At 63.0% G+C, this 19,887-nt stretch carries 18 protein-coding genes; 16 read left to right on the plus strand and 2 right to left on the minus strand.

Annotated features, from left to right (window positions below):
• Positions 1–28 precede the first annotated feature (28 nt).
• From HWX44_RS05050 to ndk, 6 genes are read left to right on the plus strand one after another with little or no spacing between them, the layout of a single operon-like run.
• A complete protein-coding gene (locus tag HWX44_RS05050; protein WP_175973444.1) occupies positions 29–2,767 on the plus strand; it encodes a valine--tRNA ligase in 2,739 nt (912 codons plus the stop codon).
• A complete protein-coding gene (gene folC / locus HWX44_RS05055; RefSeq protein WP_175973446.1) occupies positions 2,767–4,296 on the plus strand; it encodes a bifunctional tetrahydrofolate synthase/dihydrofolate synthase in 1,530 nt (509 codons plus the stop codon). Before HWX44_RS05050 ends, folC begins: the two co-directional genes overlap by 1 nt.
• Positions 4,293–4,739: a DUF4233 domain-containing protein gene (locus tag HWX44_RS05060; protein ID WP_102234099.1), complete on the plus strand. Its 447-nt coding sequence runs from the start codon at positions 4,293–4,295 to the stop codon at positions 4,737–4,739. The genes folC and HWX44_RS05060 overlap by 4 nt, the downstream gene beginning before the upstream one ends.
• A 9-nt stretch (positions 4,740–4,748) precedes the next feature.
• Positions 4,749–5,633, plus strand: a complete 885-nt coding sequence (locus HWX44_RS05065) for an alpha/beta hydrolase (protein ID WP_254868112.1) — start codon at positions 4,749–4,751, stop codon at positions 5,631–5,633.
• A gap of 5 nt (positions 5,634–5,638) precedes the next feature.
• Entirely contained in the window at positions 5,639–5,950 is a 312-nt protein-coding gene (locus HWX44_RS05070; protein ID WP_046648979.1) for a hypothetical protein, read from the plus strand.
• A 59-nt stretch (positions 5,951–6,009) separates the two neighbouring features.
• Positions 6,010–6,420, plus strand: coding sequence for a nucleoside-diphosphate kinase (gene ndk / locus HWX44_RS05075; protein WP_039676402.1), 411 nt, complete (start codon positions 6,010–6,012; stop codon positions 6,418–6,420).
• 120 nt (positions 6,421–6,540) lie between these two features.
• Here the strand turns inward: ndk and HWX44_RS05080 are convergent, their stop codons facing one another.
• Positions 6,541–6,891: an ArsR/SmtB family transcription factor gene (locus tag HWX44_RS05080; RefSeq protein WP_046648980.1), complete on the minus strand. Its 351-nt coding sequence runs from the start codon at positions 6,889–6,891 to the stop codon at positions 6,541–6,543.
• Between the two features lie 112 nt (positions 6,892–7,003).
• On the opposite strand from HWX44_RS05080, the gene arsB reads away from it, so the two are divergent.
• The gene (gene arsB / locus HWX44_RS05085; protein ID WP_102234100.1) at positions 7,004–8,068 is read left to right on the plus strand and encodes an ACR3 family arsenite efflux transporter; all 1,065 of its coding nucleotides are present in this window, start codon (positions 7,004–7,006) and stop codon (positions 8,066–8,068) included.
• Here arsB and HWX44_RS05090 read toward each other — a convergent pair.
• A complete protein-coding gene (locus HWX44_RS05090; RefSeq protein WP_049157132.1) occupies positions 8,065–8,868 on the minus strand; it encodes a hypothetical protein in 804 nt (267 codons plus the stop codon). The two genes, arsB and HWX44_RS05090, sit on opposite strands and share 4 nt — an antisense overlap.
• A gap of 157 nt (positions 8,869–9,025) precedes the next feature.
• On the opposite strand from HWX44_RS05090, the gene HWX44_RS05095 reads away from it, so the two are divergent.
• The 9 genes from HWX44_RS05095 (at position 9,026) to HWX44_RS05135 (ending at position 19,746) form a co-directional block, all read left to right on the plus strand.
• Positions 9,026–12,277, plus strand: coding sequence for a translation initiation factor IF-2 N-terminal domain-containing protein (locus tag HWX44_RS05095; RefSeq protein WP_175973448.1), 3,252 nt, complete (start codon positions 9,026–9,028; stop codon positions 12,275–12,277).
• 201 nt (positions 12,278–12,478) lie between these two features.
• A complete protein-coding gene (gene rplU, locus HWX44_RS05100) occupies positions 12,479–12,784 on the plus strand; it encodes a 50S ribosomal protein L21 (RefSeq protein ID WP_010190885.1) in 306 nt (101 codons plus the stop codon).
• A gap of 43 nt (positions 12,785–12,827) precedes the next feature.
• Positions 12,828–13,106 (plus strand): 50S ribosomal protein L27, encoded by a 279-nt coding sequence (gene rpmA, locus HWX44_RS05105; RefSeq protein ID WP_010190882.1) that lies wholly within the window; start codon positions 12,828–12,830, stop codon positions 13,104–13,106.
• Positions 13,107–13,266: 160 nt separating this feature from the next.
• On the plus strand, positions 13,267–14,796 hold the full coding sequence (gene obgE / locus HWX44_RS05110; RefSeq protein WP_070701338.1) for a GTPase ObgE: 1,530 nt from the start codon (positions 13,267–13,269) through the stop codon (positions 14,794–14,796).
• A 91-nt stretch (positions 14,797–14,887) separates the two neighbouring features.
• Positions 14,888–16,048, plus strand: coding sequence for a glutamate 5-kinase (gene proB / locus HWX44_RS05115; protein WP_254868120.1), 1,161 nt, complete (start codon positions 14,888–14,890; stop codon positions 16,046–16,048).
• A complete protein-coding gene (locus tag HWX44_RS05120) occupies positions 16,048–16,977 on the plus strand; it encodes a D-isomer specific 2-hydroxyacid dehydrogenase family protein (protein WP_175973452.1) in 930 nt (309 codons plus the stop codon). Before proB ends, HWX44_RS05120 begins: the two co-directional genes overlap by 1 nt.
• Positions 16,978–16,991: 14 nt before the next feature.
• Positions 16,992–17,897: a D-isomer specific 2-hydroxyacid dehydrogenase family protein gene (locus HWX44_RS05125; RefSeq protein WP_175973454.1), complete on the plus strand. Its 906-nt coding sequence runs from the start codon at positions 16,992–16,994 to the stop codon at positions 17,895–17,897.
• A complete protein-coding gene (locus HWX44_RS05130; RefSeq protein ID WP_175973456.1) occupies positions 17,897–18,403 on the plus strand; it encodes a DUF1707 SHOCT-like domain-containing protein in 507 nt (168 codons plus the stop codon). The genes HWX44_RS05125 and HWX44_RS05130 overlap by 1 nt, the downstream gene beginning before the upstream one ends.
• A gap of 74 nt (positions 18,404–18,477) precedes the next feature.
• A complete protein-coding gene (locus HWX44_RS05135) occupies positions 18,478–19,746 on the plus strand; it encodes a glutamate-5-semialdehyde dehydrogenase (RefSeq protein WP_175973458.1) in 1,269 nt (422 codons plus the stop codon).
• Positions 19,747–19,887: the final 141 nt, after the last annotated feature.

Consider the following 19,887-nt stretch of genomic DNA (forward strand, 5'->3'; position numbering starts at 1 on the left):
AGTTGACGCACAGGGTAGAGTTGGCCAGGTGACTGATCAGAATAAAGAGCAACTCGTTGGCACCAACCGCGCGGACCAGCTTCCCAAGTCCTGGGAGCCGCAGGCAGTAGAGAAGGACCTCTACGAAGGCTGGGTAAGCGCCGGTTACTTCACCCCGGACGCGTCCTCGGAGGCGGAGCCCTATTCCATCGTGCTGCCGCCGCCGAACGTCACCGGCCAGCTGCACATGGGCCACGCCCTGGACCACACTCTGATCGACTCCATCATTCGCCGCAAGCGCATGCAGGGCTATGCCACCTTGTGGCTGCCGGGTGCTGACCACGCCGGTATCGCTACCCAGACCAAGGTGGAGGCCCGCCTGCGCGAGCAGGAAGGCAAGAAGCGCTGGGACTATGAGCGCGAAGAATTCATCAACAAGGTCTGGGAGTGGAAGGAAGAGTTCGGCGGCACCATCCAGAACCAGATGCGCGCCATCGGCGACTCCGTGGACTGGTCCCGCGAGCGCTTCACGCTGGACGATGGCCTCTCCCGCGCCGTGCAGACCATCTTCAAGACCCTCTACGACGAGGGCCTGATCTACCAGGCCAACCGCCTGGTCAACTGGTCCCCAGTGCTGGAGACCGCCGTCTCTGATATTGAGGTCGTGTACAAGGACGTCGAGGGCGAGCTCGTGTCCATTCGCTATGGCTCGCTGAACGACGATGAACCGCACCTCATCGTGGCCACCACCCGTGTGGAAACCATGCTGGGCGACGTCGCCATCGCCGTCCACCCCGAGGACGAGCGCTACGCCCACCTGGTGGGCAAGGAGCTGCCGCACCCCTTCCGCGATGATCTTAGCCTGAAGATCATCGCCGATGATTACGTGGACATGGAATTCGGTACCGGCGCGGTGAAGATCACCCCGGCGCACGATCCGAATGACTACGCCATGGGCCAGCGCCACGACCTGGACATGCCCACCATCATGGACACCACCGGACACATCGCGAACACCGGCACGAAGTTCGACGGCCTGACCCGCGAGGAAGCCCGCGTGGAGATCCGCGAGGCGCTGCGCGAGCAGGGCCGCATCGTCAAGGAGATCCGCCCCTACGTCCACTCCGTGGGCCACTCGGAGCGCTCCGGCGAGCCCATCGAGCCGCGCCTGAGCCTGCAGTGGTTCGTGGCCGTGGAGAAGATGGCGAAGATGTCTGGCGACGCCGTCCGCGAGGGCGATACCACCATCCACCCGAAGTCCCTGGAGCCGCGCTACTTCGAGTGGGTTGATGACATGCACGATTGGTGCATCTCCCGCCAGCTGTGGTGGGGCCACCGCATTCCAATCTGGTACGGCCCGGAGGGCGAGGACGGCCAGCGAGATATTGTCTGCCTCGGCCCCGACGAGGAAGCACCGGAAGGCTACGTCCAGGATCCGGACGTTCTGGACACCTGGTTCTCCTCCGCGCTGTGGCCTTTCTCCACGATGGGCTGGCCGGAAAAGACCGCCGATCTGGAGAAGTTCTTCCCCACGAACGTGCTGGTCACCGCCTATGACATCCTCTTCTTCTGGGTCGCCCGCATGATGATGTTCGGAACCTTCGCCGGCGCCCACACCCCGGAGCTGCTCGGTGAGGGCAAGGATGGCCGCCCGCAGGTTCCGTTCACCGACATCTACCTGCACGGCCTGGTGCGCGATGAGCAGGGCCGCAAGATGTCGAAGTCCCTGGGCAATGGCATCGACCCGATGGATTGGGTGCGCGACTATGGTGCGGACGCACTGCGTTTCACCCTGGCTCGCGGCGCGAACCCGGGCGTGGACCTGCCGCTGGCTGTCGACGCTGCCGCCGCCGGTCGCAACTTCGCCACCAAGCTCTTCAACGCCACCAAGTTCGCGCTCATGAACGGCGCGGGCGTGGCTGAGCTGCCGGCACGCGACGCGCTGACCGACGCCGACCGTTGGATCCTCGACCGTTCCGAAGAGGTCCGCGCCAAGGTGGACGCCTACCTGGATGACTACCAGTTCGCCAAGGCCAATGAGCTGCTCTACCACTTCGTGTGGGATGAGCTGTGTGACTGGTACCTGGAGATTGCCAAGACCCAGATCCCGCGTGACTTCGATGGGGCGAGCGCCGAGGAGCAGGCCACCGGACGCACGACCCAGATCGTTCTGGGCCGCGTTCTTGACCTGGTTCTGCGCCTGCTGCACCCGACCATGCCGTTTGTCACCGAGGTCCTGTGGAAGGCTCTGACTGGCGGGAAGACCATTGTCACCGCGCAGTGGCCTACCCAGGAGCACACCAACGGTGGCGCGGAGAAGGATGAGGTGGCCGCGCGCCGCATTCAGGACGCCGACAAGCTCATCACCGAGCTGCGTCGCTTCCGCTCCGATCAGGGTGTCAAGCCTTCCCAGAAGGTCCCGGGCCGCCTCGACTTCGCCGCGGCCGACCTGCAGGAGCAGGAGGGGCTCATCCGCAACTTGGCCAACACCACGGAGCCGGGCGAAGACTTCACCGCCTCTGCTTCCATCGAGGTGCGCCTGTCCCAGGCCACCGTCGAGGTCACCCTGGATACCTCCGGCGCCGTCGACGTCGAAGCCGAGCGCAAGCGCCTGGAGAAGGATCTGGCCAAGGCCCAGAAGGAACTGGACCAGACCGGCAAGAAGCTGGGCAACGAGGCCTTCCTGTCCAAGGCGCCGGAGGCAGTCGTGGAGAAGATCCGCGTTCGCCAGCAGGTGGCCCAGGAAGAAGTCGAGCGCATCACCGCACGTCTGAAGGGACTCAAGTAGTGGCGGGGGAGAAAGACCGCGAGGAATTTGAGGTCGTCGATGCCCTCGCGGAGGGCACCGATGGCGGGCCGGTCGAAATCACCGACTCCGGCCTAACACTCAACCTCGGCGGCGAGGATGACTACGAGGAGGCAGCGCCCGAGCAGGCCACGCCGGAGGAGCTCGCGGAGCTGGCTCAGGTAACCGCGGAGCTCAACGCGCGCGCCCCAGAGACCATCATTGAGCCCAGCCTCGAGCGCATCGAGATGCTCATGGATCTGTTGGGCAATCCGGAGCGTTCCTTCCACGTCATCCAGGTCGCTGGAACCAACGGCAAGTCCTCGACCGCCCGCATGATCGATTCGCTGCTGCGCTCCTTCCACCGCCGCGTAGGCCTCGTCACCAGCCCCCACCTACAGCTGGTGACCGAGCGCATCGGCATCGACGGCCACCCCATCCACCCGCGCGACTTCGTGCGCATCTGGCGCGAAATCAAGCCTTATGTGGAGATGGTGGATTCCCGCTCCGACATTCCCATGTCCACCTTCGAAGTGCTTGTTGCCATTTCCTACGCAGCCTTTGCCGATGCCCCCATCGACGTCGCCGTCGTCGAGGTGGGCCTCGGCGGCACGTGGGATGCCACCAACGTGGTTAACGCGGAAGTGGCCGTGGTCATGCCGGTAGGCCTCGACCACACGGACTACCTCGGTGACACCATCACCGAGATCGCCGGTGAGAAGGCCGGCATTATCAAGGCCCGTGAGCACGATGCCGACGACGTGCTCACGCCGGGGGAGAACATCGCCATCATTGCCGAGCAAGACCCAGAAGCCATGCGCGTGCTGCTGCAGCGCACCGTCGACGTCGGCGCCGGCGTAGCGCGCGCGGGCTCCGAGTTCGCCGCGCTGGAATCCCGCATTGCAGTGGGCGGCCAGCAGCTCACCATCCAGGGCCTGGGTGGGATGTACGAAGACATCTTCCTGCCACTGCACGGCGAGCACCAAGCCAAGAACGCGGCCGTGGCTTTGGCTGCGGTGGAGGCCTTCTTCGGGGCGTCGGCAGGCCATCCGCTCGACCTTGCTTCGGTGCGCACCGGCTTTGCCAAGGCCCTTTCCCCCGGCCGCTTGGAGCGCGTGCGCACCAGCCCTACGACCTTCCTTGACGCCTGCCACAACCCGCACGGCGCCAAGGCGTTGGCCGCAGCGCTCGACCGCGACTTCGATTTTGCGCGCCTCATCGGCGTGGTGTCCATTTTCACGGACAAGGATGCCGCCGGCATCCTCACTGCCCTCGAGTCGGTCCTCACGGAAGTCGTGATCACGCAGAACACCTCGCCGCGCGCCCGCGATGCCTATGAGCTAGCGGAGCTGGCGCGCGACATCTTCGGTGAAGAACGAGTGTACGTCGAACCCGACCTACCCAGTGCCTATACCCAGGCCGTTGAATTAGCGGAGGACGCCGACGTGCAGTCCGGATCCGGCACCGTGATTACTGGCTCAGTGGTCACCGCCGGCGACGCCCGCGCACTCTTTGGAAAGGAGCCCGCATGAGCCCCCGCAAACCCGTTCCCGAGGAAGAGATTGGCCCGCTTGGACTTGGCCAAGCCCCCGCCAAGGACCCCCTCAAGCAATTCGGCGGCATGGTGGTGGCCAGCTCCCTTACCCTGGAGCTGCTCACCCTGGTTCTGGCGCTGCCGATGCTCTACAAGCTCTACGACGGCACCCTGTGGACCCCGTTCAACTACGGCGTGGTGATCGGCTTCATGGTGCTACTCCTGGCGTCTTTCCCCTTCATGAACAAGTCCTGGATCGTCGGGGTGCAGATTGTCCTCCACGTCATCGGCATTGTTCTCGGCTTCATGGTCCACTGGTCCGTCGCCACGATCTTTATCATTTTCGCCCTGCTCTGGGCACTCGCGGCCTACATGCGTTCGGTGATCGTCGCCCGCATGGAGCGCGGCTACCTCACCACGCAGCACCTGACTGAGAAGTAGGCCGCCGCGGTGTTTATCCGGCCGGAGCTGCGCGCGGGCGCGGCTTTTATGTCGCTGTGGGATCCGACCAATCCGCTCATCCGCCGTGCCGGGCGTGTCGTCCCCGCGCTCTGGCCCGCACCCTATATCCAGGGCGTGCGCACGCAGCAGGTGAAGAATTCCGATATCCGCGCGACCATCTATAGCCCGGAGAACCCGCGCGGCGCTGTGCTGTGGATCCACGGCGGAGGGCTGCTCATGGGCCATCCGCGCCAAGACGTCAAACACCTCAAGGAGACCGCCGCGGAAGTCGGTGTCACCGTCATTGCGCCGCACTACCGCTATGCCCCGGAGAACCCCTATCCGGCCGCGCTTGACGACGTCCACTCGGCCCACCACTGGCTCCTCACGCATGCGGAAGATCTGGGAATCAGCCCAGATCGGATTGTCATCGGCGGCCAAAGCGCCGGGGGAGGGCTCGCCGCCGCACTGTGCCAGCGCCTCCTAGATGAAGGCGGAATTCAGCCGGCGGGGCAGTGGCTCTTTTGCCCGATGCTCGATGACCGCGCTGCCTCCACCGACCGCAATCCCATCTGGGACGCGGACTCCAATGCGCAGGCTTGGCGCTACTACACCAACGGCAACCCAGACGCACCCTATGCCGTGCCCGGTCGCCGCGCGGAGTTAGCAGGTCTGCCACCGGCTTGGTTGTATGCGGGGAGCAGTGAGCTTTTCTACGACGAAATTGTGGACTACGCCGAGCGTCTGAAGTCTGCCGGCGTGCCCACGCAATGCGAGGTCGTAGACGGCGGCGTGCATGCCTTCGAGCTGTGGGCTCCCCATACCGCGGTGGCAAAGCGCCTGCTCATGAGTTCTCGCGCCTGGCTGCAGTCGACGCTGGACGCGCTACACTAACGGGCATGCTCTTTCTCCTCTATGGTCTTTCCGCGCTGCTGTGCATCGCCGCACTCGTGGCCAAGCTGTATGTTGGGGGCTTTGCGCTCCCGCTTGCGCTGATGCTCCCGGCCTTTGTGTTCCTCGTCGTGGGCATGCTCAAGCAGCAGCGCGATGAGAAGCCGGTGGAGTTTGCGGATCTGGAGGAGTGGCAGCGCGAGGATCTGAAAGGCCTGCTGGAGAGCGGTCAATACGGCACGGCCGTGCGCCAAGTGCAGCTGTGGTTTCGTGGCACGAGCCATGAGCGCGCGGAGGAAATCGTGCAACGTCTTACGTAGCGCTTAATAATTGGCCCACTGGCAGGACGCGGGAGCACCCATTCTGTACTATGTGCCCTATGACTGAACGTACACTGATTCTCATCAAGCCGGACGGCGTCAAGAACGGCCACGTGGGCGAGATTATCTCCCGCATCGAGCGCAAGGGCCTGAAGCTCGTCGCCATGGATCTGCGCGTCGCCGACGAGGAGACCGCAAAGAAGCACTACGCCGAGCACGAGGACAAGCCTTTCTTCGGCGAGCTCGTTGACTTCATCACCTCCGCACCGCTGGTTGCTGGCATCGTCGAGGGCGAGTCCGCCATCGCCGCATGGCGTCAGCTGGCCGGTGGCACCCACCCGGTGGAGAAGGCTACCCCGGGTACCATTCGCGGTGACTTCGCTCTGACCGTTGGCGAGAACGTCGTCCACGGTTCCGACTCCCCGGAGTCCGCTGAGCGCGAGATCTCCATCTGGTTCCCGAACCTCTAACTATGATTACCGCGCTGAGCGCGTAACGAAGCCCGAGCATAGCGCTCGGGCTTTTGTCATTTCTGACCCTTAACCCGAACCCGTCCTGTGTGCTCGAGCGCAGATCCGATCAGGTACCGGTTAGTCGAACGACAGCAGCGTGCGCAAGGCCGCAAAAGCGTCTTTGTGCACCTGATGGGTGACGGTGCGGCCGCATTGCTGTCTGGATAGCAAGCCGGCTTCCCGCAGGCGCGCTAGGTGGTGCGAGACCGTGGGCTGACTCAGCGCAGTGAGCTCGGTGAGTTCCGTGACGCTCATGGGCCCACAGCCTTCATCACACAGGATGGACAAAAGACGCAGGCGGGCAGGGTCTGCCAGCACTTTGAATTGCTGCGAAAAATGCCTCGCCTCGGCGTCGCTGAGCGGGCCTGTGCTTAAGGAGCAACACTCAGTGCTGGGCGCGCTGGTTTCGGGCGTGGAAGAGGAAGCCATGCGATCAGTATAGGGGTTATCCTTGCACCCTACGTTATATTGACGCGTATCAATACGTGCTGTATATTGCATGTTTGTATTGTCCATTGTTTAACGTCGAAGGAGGGGGGACATGGCTGTGTCGCAGCGCCCGAAGTTGTCTTTTCTTGACCGGTTTTTACCCATGTGGATCATTCTGGCGATGGCTGCCGGACTGCTCATTGGCCACTTCATTCCCGGGATTGGCCAAGCCTTGGGCGCCGTTGAAATCGGCGGGATTTCCATCCCGATCGCCATTGGTCTCCTCGTCATGATGTACCCACCCTTGGCCAAGGTTCGCTACGAGAAGACCAAGGAAATTGCCACGGATGGCCGCCTCATGGCGGTATCGCTCGTCCTCAACTGGCTGGTGGGGCCGGCGTTTATGTTTACCCTGGCGTGGCTGTTCTTGGCGGACCAGCCGGAGCTGCGCACCGGCCTCATCATCGTGGGCCTTGCTCGCTGTATCGCCATGGTGCTTGTGTGGTCGGACCTCTCATGCGCTGACCGCGAGGCAACGGCTGTGCTTGTCGCCCTGAACTCCATCTTCCAGGTCGCTATGTTTGGTGTTCTGGGTTGGTTCTACCTGCGCGTCCTCCCCGGATGGCTGGGCCTGGACACGACGAGCGCTGACTTTTCCTTCTGGGCCATCGTCAAGGCCGTACTCGTCTTCTTGGGCATACCGTTCCTGTTGGGTGCGCTGTCTCGCGTGTGGGGCGAAAAGGTAAAAGGACGGGAATGGTTTGAGAACCGCTTCCTCCCAGCCGTATCGCCCCTGGCCATGATTGGTCTGCTGTACACAATTGTGTTGCTCTTTTCCCTGCAGGGCGAGCACATTGTGGAGCAGCCAGCAACGGTAGTGCACGTGGCCGTGCCGCTGGTTATCTACTTCGTGGGCATGTTTGTGCTGTCGCTGGGCGTAGCAAAGGCCGTTGGCATGAATTACGCGCAGTCTGCCAGCGTGGCGTTCACTGCAGCAGGAAACAACTTTGAGCTTGCTATTGCAGTATCCATCGGCACCTTCGGAGCGATGTCTGCTCAAGCCCTTGCCGGAACGATTGGTCCTCTTGTTGAGATTCCAGTCCTCGTTGGTCTGGTCTATTTCATACTTTGGATTGGCCCGAAACTCTTCCCGGGAGATGCCACTCTTCCGCGCTAGCGCGTGCGTGCAGCGTCCATGCTGCGCACGCCAGCTTCGGTCAGAGTGATGTTAAAGGTCCGCTCACCACTCCACTTGATGAGACCAGGCAGTTTCACCACGCCGGCCGCTTCGAGTTCACGGAGTTCTTCTTCGAGCCCCTCCTCGTAGCCGATCAGCCGCCCCAGCTCAGAGATGGAGGTGGTATTGCCAGTGACTGCACCGGCGGCGACTAGCCCGCTGAGGACTTCCGGGTGAGTTTCTACTGCGGCGATGCTCGCTTGAGTGACGCCTTCGAGGCTTCCTTGTTCGGTGATGGCCTTGATGCGTCGCTTGCCCACTCGGTAGGAGGTGGTACCGAAAGCGCGGCCACCGAAGATGAACGCAGGGATGGAGAAAGCAGTAAGTCCAGCGGCGATAAGGATAGGGTTGGGTGAGACATCGCCGATAATCCCGGTGGATTTAATTCCCTCAGTGATGAGAGGGGAGAAGATAGCAAGCACCGGTAGAAAATAGGCGAGAAGAGGGTAATCGCCCGCCCGGTACTCTTCTTGGGAGGCCTGCACCAACCTCGGCTCGCTGCGAATGATGCGGAAGACTCCGTAGAGCATCACCATGATGAGTACCGCGTAGACCGGGACCGCGTAGGGGTAAGGGAGGTCAACGGCGCGAAGGCCGGAGGCGATGCCCGCGGGCACGGCCACGGTCACAATATCCCGCAGTGCAATCTCGTTACGAGCGCGCGCCTGCGCCACTGTGCGTGGCGCGTGGACAGGTATTTTCCGCTCTGCCGGTGTGTTTGTGGGCGCGCTGTCGGACATAGCGGCGATACTAACATGTGAGCCTCGGTCGAGCTCTGTGCCAGAATGGAAGGCACTGACAACTAAATAAAGATGAAGAGAATTTTTTCAAAGCCTCACCGCCGTGTGGCGGCAACCTGCGCCCGGGGTGAGCACAACGTCAGGAGATTAGCCACTGATGGCATCCAAGAAGAAAACAGAAACAGAAGAAGCACGCACTGAATCGACGTTGGCCGCGGCTGTAGCGGGGATTGACCGCGAGGCGCTCGCGCCTAAGACTCGCCTTTATGCCTTGGCTAAGCAGGTGGGCGTGGCCTCCAAGGAATTGGTGGCCCAGTTCGCGGAGATGGGCATCAAGAAGTCCGCACAATCCACACTTACGCCGGAGGAGGTGGGTCAGCTTATCGATGCCCTCGTGCCAGCCACTGAGGACACCAATCAGGCCGCCGCCGAGGACGCCGAGCAGGCTGCAGTCACGGCCGATGCTGCGCAGACCCCCGAAGAACCTGTCGAAGAAACTACTGAAGCCCCGGCTGAGGAAAAGCCGGAGAAGACGGTGAAGAAGAAGCGCACCAAGCGCGCGGCGAAGCGCGTGAGCAAGGCAGGCAAGAAGGCTGAGCCGAAGGAGCAGGCAGAGGAACCCGCACCGGAAGAGTCTGCTGCGCAACAGGATGGCGCGGGGGAGCCGCAGGAAGCTGCACAGGCACAGGACTCGACACAGGATACTGAACAGGCCGGGCAGCCGGAGCAGCTGAGCGAGGAAGAAGAAAAGCTGCGCGAGCGCGTGCGCAAGAACGTTGATAACGAGATTTCGCAGATCGTCGACAAGGTCGATGCCGAAATGCTGCACGAGGCGCTCGCCGAGGCCGGTGATAGCGACGAGGACGACGAGCTCACTCCGCTGATCACCCCGATGGCTGAGGAAGACCCGGACGTGTACGACTTCGCGCCGGTCTTCATGGCGCCGAAGATCACTCCGCTGGCCAAGCGTCAGAAGTCAGAAAAACGCGAGGAAGAAATCGAGGAAGATTCGGCACCGGCAAGCCAGCCGCGCGGTCGCCGTCGCGGCAGCCGCGGTACCTCTCGTGGCCGCGGAGCAGAAGGCCGCGGGGTAGTCCGCGAGGAAGTCGAGCACATCGACGAGCCGAAGGCGATTAAGGGCTCAACCCGCATCGAGGCGCAGCGTCGCCGCCGTGCGGAGCTGCGGGAGAAGGGCCGCGAGCGCCAGCACATCGTCTCCCAAGCGGAGTTTTTGGCGCGCCGCGAATCTGTAGAGCGCACCATGGTGGTGCGCGATAAGCAGCGTACCGACGGCGCTGGCATCATCACCCAGGTTGGTGTGCTGGAGGATGATCTCCTGGTCGAGCACTTTGTCACGACCGAGACGCACCCTTCCCAGATTGGCAATATCTACTTGGGCCGCGTGCAAAATGTCTTGCCTTCGATGGAGGCCGCCTTCGTCGATATCGGACAGGGCCGAAACGGCGTGCTGTACGCGGGAGACATCGACTGGCGCGCCCTGGGCATTGGTGGGCGCAGCCGCAAGGTGGAAAACGCGCTGAAGTCCGGTGACCAAGTCCTGGTCCAGGTGGCCAAGGATCCCATCGGGCACAAGGGCGCACGTTTGACCACTCAGATTTCCCTGGCCGGTCGTTTCCTGGTGTATGTGCCGGGCGGGCGCAGCGCGGGCATTTCCCGCAAGCTGCCGGCGCCGGAGCGCAAGCGCCTCAAGGGGATTCTGGAGCGCGTCATCCCGGGGGATGGCGGCGCCATCATCCGCACCGCAGCGGAAAACGTGTGGGAGGAGGACATCGCGTCCGACGTCAACCGCCTCCACTCATTGTGGGAGGACATTAGCGCCCGCGCCGCGCACGAAAAGGCAACGAAGGGCGCCAAGCCGGTCACCCTGTACGAAGAGCCGGACCTGCTCATCAAGGTGGTGCGTGACCTTTTCAACGAGGACTTCAGCACCTTGGTGGTGGACGGCAAGCGTTCCTACAACACGGTCAGCGCCTACGTTGATTCCATGGCGCATGACTTGGCCGACCGCGTGGTGCGATACGACGCCCGCGAGCACGATGGCGAGGATGCCTTCAGCGCCTACCGCATTGATGAGCAGCTGCAGAAGGCCCTGGGCCGCAAGGTGTGGCTGCCGTCTGGCGGCACCCTCGTCATCGACCGCACTGAGGCCATGACGGTCATTGACGTCAACACGGGCAAGTTCACCGGCTCCGGCGGCAACCTGGAAGAGACGGTGACGCGAAATAACCTCGAGGCGGCCGAGGAGATCGTGCGCCAGATGCGCCTGCGCGATATCGGCGGCATGATCGTCGTGGACTTCATCGATATGGTCTTGCCGGAAAACCAGGATCTGGTGCTGCGCCGCCTCAAGGAAGCGTTGGGGCGCGACCGGACTCGTCACCAGGTTTCTGAGGTCACCTCACTGGGCTTGGTGCAGATGACGCGCAAGCGCGTGGGCACCGGCCTCATCGAGACTTTCTCCACCGAGTGCGAGGCCTGCCATGGCCGAGGAATCATCATTCACGAGTACCCGGTTGATGAGGAGACGGAAGAGGATAACTCGAAGCCGCAGCGCCGCGGCCGTAAGGAACGCCGTGCACCGCAGCGCGATCCGAAGAAGCACCCGGCCGCCGTCCGTATGCATCGCGAGGACGACGATGCCGCTTCCGAGCATGAGGCTGCCCGTGCTGACAATGAAGAAGCAGCGCGCGACGAAGAATCTTCGCTGGAGGAACTCGTGGCCAGCGTGGTCGTCGTGGACGACGATGACGCGGAGACGCCGGATAGCGCGTCCATTGGCTACGCGGTAGCGGAAAGCCTGGAAGCGAAGCGATCGAAGCCGAAATCCAAGCAGAAGCGCTCGCGCAAGCCGCGCCGGGCAACGCGTACCTTCCGGGAGCCACAGCGCGAGGAGACGAGTGAGGGCTTGCGCGCGCAGCAAGGCAAGCAGGATAGGAACGCTAAGAACGCTGAAGCGGAGAAGAAGTCCTCCGCACAGCGCTCGGAGCCAACCTACGAGGAAGCCGTCGAGGCTTTCGAGAACTCGCCGCGCCGCAAGCGCCGCACACGCGGAAATTCCCGTTCGGATATTCGCCCGAAGCGCGAAGACTTTGCACAGGACGAGACCCCAGCCAAGGACGCTCCGCTGGCCACCTCTAAAAAGGAGGCCAAGGCAGAGCGCAAGGCCGCGGAGTCGGGCGAGAACATGAACGTGCGCGCGACCCGCAGCCGCGGTCGCCGCCGAGTGGTGCGCAAGATGGCGCAGAGCCAATCCGCGCCGGCACCGAAGGAACGCGGTAGGGGCGCGGAGCACAGCACTGAGGCGAAGGAGCGCGAGGAGACTACGGCGTCGACAAGGCGCAGGGGCGGGCGCGGGAGGCGTCGAGTAGCACGGCGCAGGTCGCGCTAGAAAAGGCGTTTTGCCTTTTCGCCCCCTCACGGGGTAGTCTTTGACAGTCGCTGTTTAGACCATGAATGCGCTCGATGGGACGCGCTGCGGTTTCCGCACGTCTCTCGCGGATGTGGTTCTAAACGCCAATGTCCAATGTCCATTCGTTAGCGGCACCACCCAGCTGCTAGCGAGCCGAGTTTAGATAAGGGGTAGCCCTCTATGTACGCGATCGTCAAGACCGGCGGAAAGCAGTACAAGGTTGCTGAAGGTGACCTCGTCAAGGTCGAGAAGATCGAGGGTGAGCCGGGTTCCTCCGTTGCTCTCACCCCGGTTCTGCTCGTCGATGGCGCAACCGTCAAGTCGAAGGCCGCAGACCTCGAGAAGGTCTCCGTCTCCGCTGAAATTGTCGAGCAGGGCAAGGGCCCGAAGATCGACATCCTCAAGTACAAGAACAAGACTGGTTACAAGCGTCGCCTCGGTCACCGTCAGCCGGTGACCACGCTGAAGATTACCGGTATCAAGTAAGCCTTAACCGGCACTAATTCATCCCTGAAGGAGGGGAAACCACATGGCACACAAGAAGGGTGCTTCCAGCTCCAGCAACGGTCGCGATTCCGAGTCCAAGCGTCTCGGCGTCAAGCGCTTCGGTGGTCAGCAGGTTAAGGCCGGCGAGATCATCGTGCGTCAGCGCGGCACCAAGTTCCACCCGGGTGAGAACGTTGGTCGCGGCGGCGACGATACCCTGTTCGCTCTCGCTGCAGGCTCTGTTGAGTTCGGCGTCAAGCGTGGCCGTCGTCTGGTCAACATTGTTCCGGCTGAAGAGGCTGCTGCAGAAGCAACTGCCTAAGAGCCTCATGGCTTAATCCCGAGCTTTTCGCTCGGGATTTTGTCGTTTTACGCGGACGCCTTGGCGGGGGAGCGTGGAGAAGACTAAAGGGGCCGTGGGCTTCAGATCCCCGGTAGTGCCCAACTAGGACGGTATGCCAGGAACCGTTAGACTAGCGGGCATGGCACGATTCATTGACCGAGTGGTTTTGCACCTGCAGGCAGGCGATGGCGGACACGGCTGCGCCTCCGTTCACCGCGAAAAGTTTAAGCCGCTCGGCGGGCCCGATGGTGGCAACGGCGGCCACGGCGGAGACATCCTGCTGGAGGTCTCAACCCAAATCCACACCCTCATGGACTTTCACTACCGCCCGCACATCAAATCCGAGCGTGGCGGCAACGGTGCTGGCGACTGGCGCAACGGCGCGCGCGGCAAGGACCTCATTCTGGAGGTGCCGGCAGGCACCGTGGTCTATACCGAGGATGGGGAGATGCTCGCGGACCTCACGGTCCCGGGGACCCGCTTCGTGGCTGCGGAGGGCGGTTTCGGCGGACTTGGTAACGCAGCACTGGCCTCGGCTGCTCGTAAGGCTCCGGGCTTTGCGCTGCAGGGAGAACCTGGTGAGGCGCGCGATCTCATCCTGGAGCTGAAGTCCATGGCGGACGTCGGCCTCGTGGGCTTTCCTTCCGCGGGTAAGTCCTCCCTTATTTCTGTTCTCTCGGCGGCCAAGCCGAAGATTGGTGACTATCCTTTCACCACCCTCCAGCCCAACCTGGGCGTAGTGGACATGGGCCATGAGTCTTTCACCATGGCGGATGTTCCGGGCCTGATCCCTGGGGCCGCCGAGGGCAAGGGCTTGGGACTCGACTTCCTGCGCCACATCGAGCGCACCGCGGTGCTCGCGCACGTGGTGGATACCGCCTCCATCGAGCCGGGCCGCGACCCGCTCTCCGATATCGAGGCGCTCGAGACCGAGCTGGCCAAGTACCAAGAGCTGCTGGAGCAGGACACCGGCCTGGGTGATCTGCGTGAGCGCCCGCGCGTCATCATCCTCAACAAGGCGGACATTCCCGAGGCCGAAGAGCTAGCAGAATTTGTCAAGGGTGACCTCGAGGAGAAGTACGGCTGGCCCGTCTTCATCATTTCCGCGGTCGCGCGCAAGGGCCTCGACCCACTGAAGTACAAGCTCATGGAGATGGTCAACGAGCACCGCAAGGCTCAGCCCAAGGTCGCCGCGGACAAGAACCACACCATTATTCAGCCGAAGTCCGTGGGCAAGAAAAAGAAGGGCAGGTTCGCCGACTTCACCGTCACCCCGGATCCGGAGGTGGAGGGCGGCTTCATCGTCGAAGGCGAGAAAATCGACCGCTGGATCCGCCAGACCGACTTCGAAAACGACGAGGCCGTGGGCTACCTCGCGGACCGCCTTGCCAAGGCCGGTGTCGAAGAGGAACTGCACCGCCAAGGCGCGCAGGAAGGCTGCCCCGTGACCATCGGGGACATCACCTTCGAGTACGAGCCCATGGCTGGTGGCCGCGCGACCGACGCTGGCCGCGGACAGGATGGCCGCCTCATGAGCACCGAGCGAGTCTCGGCTGCCGAGCGTAAGCGCGCTTCCCAGGCACGCCGCGGTCTCGTCGACGAGTTTGACTATGGCACCGACGGGGAGGTCACGCGCGAGTCCGCGAACCGCGATCGCTGGCAGGGCTAGCCCGGTATAATGAGCCGGTATGTCATCCGAACACGACAACCAGATCGACTATCCTCTTCCCCTCGAACCTTTCGAGGGACCAACCCCGGATATGGACTATCCGGAGACGACCACGCTGTCGGAAAAATCCAGCGGTTTCTCCTCACCCCTGCGTGAGGAGATCTCCAAAGCCAAGCGCATCGTCATCAAGATCGGCTCCTCGTCGTTGACGCGCGATGACTTCGTGACCTCGACTGAGAAGATCGACAAGATCGTTGACGCCGTGTGCGCCCGCATGAATGTCTCGGACATCATCATCGTCTCCTCCGGTGCGGTGGCCGCGGGCATGGGCCCGCTGGGCTTGACCACGCGCCCCACCGATCTCGCCACCAAGCAGGCAGCTGCCGCGGTGGGCCAGGTCCACCTCGCCTACGAGTGGGGTGTATCCTTTGCCCGCTACAACCGGACCATTGGGCAGGTGCTGCTGACCGCGTCGGACGTCGGCAAGCGCGATCGCGCCCGCAACGCCCAGCGCACCATTGACCGCCTGCGCCAGATGCGCACGGTACCCATCGTCAATGAGAATGACACCGTCGCGACCTCCGAGATGCACTTCGGTGATAACGACCGCCTCTCCGCGCTCGTGGCCAACTTGGTTGGCGCGGATGCCCTCTTCCTCTTCTCCGACGTGGACGGTCTCTACGACAAGAACCCCGCGGAGCCCGATGCCAAGTTCGTCGAGGAGGTGCGCACCGGCAAGGACCTCAAGGCGGTTGTTGCTGGTGACGGCGGCAAGGTCGGCACCGGTGGCATGGCCACGAAGGTCTCTGCTGCGCGCTTGGCCACCCGCGGCGGCATTCCCGTGCTGCTGACCTCGGCGGATAACATCGGACAGGCGCTTGACGACGCCTCCGTAGGCACCGTCTTCCACACCCGTGAGGAGCGCCGCCTGTCTGCGTGGAAGTTCTGGGCGCTCTACTGCGCGGATACCGGCGGCTCGCTGCGCCTCGACGAGGGCGCCATGGAAGCCGTGGTCCGCGGCGGAAACTCCCTGTTGGCCGTGGGCATCACGGATATCAAGGGTGAGTTCAGCGCCGGTGAGATCGTGGACATTATGGGCCCCAAGGGCCAGGTCATTGGCCGCGGTGAGGTGGGCTATGACTCCGCTACGCTGCGCAACCTGCTGGGCAAGCACACCGAGGAGCTGCCGGAGGACATGCGCCGCCCGGTTGTTCACGCCGATTACCTGTCCAATTTCGCGTCCCGAGTTTGATGCGTTATTTCATGGGCCCCGATGTGTGGGCAGCAACCGTGGCAGATATCGACGCTGCTGGGCACGAGCGCGTCGAGAGTTTGGAGGAGGCGGAGGTCTTTGTCAACACCGCCTCGGATCCAGCGCAGACCCCGGAGATTCCGGAGAATATCCAGTGGGTGCAATACTGCTTCCCCGGGGTCAACCGCCATATTGATGCCGGACTCATCCGGCGGGACGGGCTCCCGTGGTGCAACTCCGCCGGCGCTTTTGCCAAGCCCGTGGCGGAATCCGCGCTGGGGCTGATGCTCTCCCAAGCACACCACCACAAGGCCTTCGCCCTGGCGAAGTCGTGGTCGGTGGCGCGCGAGCTCGATGAATCCCAAGCCTGGCTCTATGACCAGCAGGGGCCAACGCGCGTGCTCATCGTGGGCGCGGGAGGCATCGGGAAGCAGCTCATGGCCTATCTCGCGCCTTTCGGCGCGCACATCACCGCGGTGAACCGCTCGGGCCGCCCGGTGGACGGCGCGGACGTAACACTGCCGATTGAGCGCGTCGACGAAGCATGGGGCGAGGCGGATTTCGTTGTGAGCATCCTGCCGGCGACGGCCGCCACGGAAGCACTCTTTGATGCCGCTGTGTTCCGCGCCATGAAGCACTCGGCGGTGTTTATCAACGTCGGCCGCGGCAGCACCGTAGTGACTGACGATCTTGTGGACGCACTGCGCACGGGCGAGATTGCCGGAGCGGGCCTCGAGGTCATGGACCCGGAGCCGCTTCCGGATGGCCACCCGCTCTATGAGCTCCCCAACGCCACGCTGACCCCGCACATGGCGGCTTCGGAGCACGTGGCCCAGTACCACTTGGGTGCTATCTTCAATGCCAACGCCGCCGCGTGGGAGCGCGGCGAGGAAATGCCCACGCGCGTCGACCCGGACGCCGGATACTAACAAGGAGGATGTTCTTGAAGTACGCCATCGAACCACACCCCTGGGAGGAGACCATCGAGGTGCTCGATGCCGCGGGCTTTGAGCGCGCCCCGCTTGATGAGGCCTCCTTCCTCATCTACACCGGTAATGGCACTGATTTCCCGGACCCGCTGCCGGAGAACATCGGTTTTGTGCAGATTCCCTCTGCGGGCGTGGATCACGTCTTGGATGCCATGAAGACAACCACCGTGCCGTGGTCGAACGCGGCTGGTGTGTATGACAACACGGTGGCGGAATCCACCATCGCTCTGCTCCTGGCGCAGCTGCACGCGCATCGCCGCGTTAATGGCACGTTTGATTCCTATGCAGAGATGGAGGCTCACACCTCCTACCTCTACGACGATAAGACGGTGGCCATTATTGGTGCCGGTGGCATTGGCAAGCGTCTGATCAGCATGCTCTCCGGTTTCGGGCCGCGCATCATCGCGGTCAACCGCTCCGGCAACCCGGTCGAGGGCGCGGAGGAGACTTACCCGATTTCCCAGGTGGACAAGGTCTGGCCGAAAGCGGATTACTTCGTTCTCATCGCGCCGCTTACCCCGGAGACCCGCCACATGGTGGATGCGGAAGCTTTTAAGCAGATGCCGGATCACGCGGTCGTGGTCAACGTGGGCCGCGGCCCGCTCATCAAGACCGAGGACCTCGTTGCGGCACTGGAGGCAGGGGAGATCGCGGGTGCGGCACTCGACGTCACGGACCCTGAACCGTTGCCGGAGGATCACCCGCTGTGGCAGGATAAGCGCGTGGTTATCACCCCGCATATTGCCAATACGCAGCGCTCCGTGCGCGAGAAGATTGGCGCGCACACCATCAAGGTGGCCAAGGCTTTCGCGGCGGGGGAGGAGCTGCCTACCCTGGTTGACCCGAAGGCAGGTTATTAATGGAGAATCCCGATATCCGCGTTGGTGATGCTGAGCGTTCTGCGGCCCTGGAGCAGTTGAGCCAGCATTTCGTCAACGGCACGTTAGGCCCCGATGAATTTGAGCAGCGCACCGGCGAGGCTGCCGCGGCGCGCACGCGCGGAGACGTCGAAAAGCTCTTTGCGGACCTGCCGGAGCTTTCCACCCCACGTGTTACAGCACCCGCTACCCGCCACGAGGCGGAGCTGGAGGATATGCTCTCCCGCGGACGCAAGGTGCAGATAGTGGATTCCGTCATCTGGTCGGTGGCGATGATCGCGCTCTTCCTAGGCCTCTTCGTCTTTGACTGGAGCTATTTCTGGATCTCGCCAGTCATCGCGTTCTTCGCTTCCTGGGCTGCGCGCGGGGTGTTGAAGTTCAGCGAGTCGGATGAAGAGCTCTTTGATGAGCTTTCCGAAGGAGAAAAGAAAAAGCGCGCCGAGCGCCTGCGTGCCGCGGCGGAGCGCCGCCGCGAGCTCGAGGCCTAACTAAGGGCCGATCCGCGCCCATAGCGGCACAGAATCCCTGACAAGCGGGCAGACCTTCCGTACGCTGGTATGGCATGAGCAACACCGAACGTGAAGAAGTTCTGTCCAAAGCCCGCGCCGCCAAGGCGGTGGCGCCGCAGTTCGCGCAGCTGCCCACCCCGCGCAAGAATGAAATCCTGAACCGCGCCGCGGAAAACCTCATCGCGCACACCGAGGACATCCTCGCTGCTAACCAGCTCGATATCGAGGCCGGCCGCGCTAATGGCATGTCCGAGTCCCTCATCGACCGCCTGTCGCTGGACGCCTCCCGCATCGAGGGTATTGCCGGCGGCCTGCGCCAGGTAGCCTCCCTCCAGGACCCGGTAGGGGAGATCCTGCAGGGCCGCACCATGGATAACGGCATCCAGATGAAGCAGGTCCGCGTGCCGCTCGGCGTGATGGGCATGGTCTACGAGGCCCGCCCGAACGTCACCGTCGATGCCTTCGGCCTGGCCCTGAAGTCCGGCAACGTGCCGCTGTTGCGCGGCTCCAAGTCCGCGAAGAATTCCAACGCCAAGCTCGTGGAGCTCCTCCAGGACACCCTTATGGAGTTCGATCTGCCGCGCGAAGGTGTGCAGCTTCTGCCCTGTGAGACCCACGATTCCGTGCAGGATCTCATCACCGCCCGCGGCTTGGTGGACCTGGTCATCCCCCGTGGCGGCGCGCGCCTCATCAACGCTGTGGTGGAAAACGCCACCGTCCCCGCCATCGAGACCGGTACCGGCAATTGCCACTTCTACGTCGATGCCTCCGCTGACCTGGACAAGGCCATCGATATGGTGATCAACGGCAAGACCCGCCGCACCTCGGTGTGCAATGCCACGGAGGGTGTGCTGATCGACGCCGCGCTTGACGACGCCTCCAAGCTCCGCATCATCACCTCGCTCCAGGAGGCAGGCGTCACCATCCACGGCGATGTGAAGGAGCTCGAAGCCTTCGGCGTTAAGGACGCCGTGGAGGCCACCGACGAAGAGTGGCGCGAAGAATTCCTCTCCATGGATATCTGCGCCAAGGTCGTCGACGGTGTTGATGGCGCCATCGCGCACATCGCCGAGTACACCACCGGCCACACCGAAGCCATCGCCGCCCAGGACGCTGACGTGCTGCTGACCTTCGCCAACGAGGTGGATGCTGCGGCTGTCATGCTCAACGCCTCCACCGCGTTTACTGACGGTGAGGTCTACGGCATGGGCGCAGAAATCGGCATTTCCACTCAGAAGTTGCACGCGCGCGGCCCGATGGCTCTGCCGGAGCTGACGTCTACCAAGTGGGTGCTGCAGGGCACCGGCCAGACGCGCCCCTAGAGGCGGCTCGAAAGCTACTCGAAAGCTACTCGAAAGGAATTTTTCGAGCCTGACCTGCGCAAAACATCCTACTCGAAAACTTTTCGAGTAGATTGTTCGCCTTGCGTGGGGTTCGTGCTGCGCGGCGGGACAGGACTGGGT

Origin of the sequence: Corynebacterium sp. Marseille-Q2823 (assembly GCF_903645345.1) — a bacterium.
Taxonomy (GTDB): domain Bacteria; phylum Actinomycetota; class Actinomycetes; order Mycobacteriales; family Mycobacteriaceae; genus Corynebacterium; species Corynebacterium hiratae.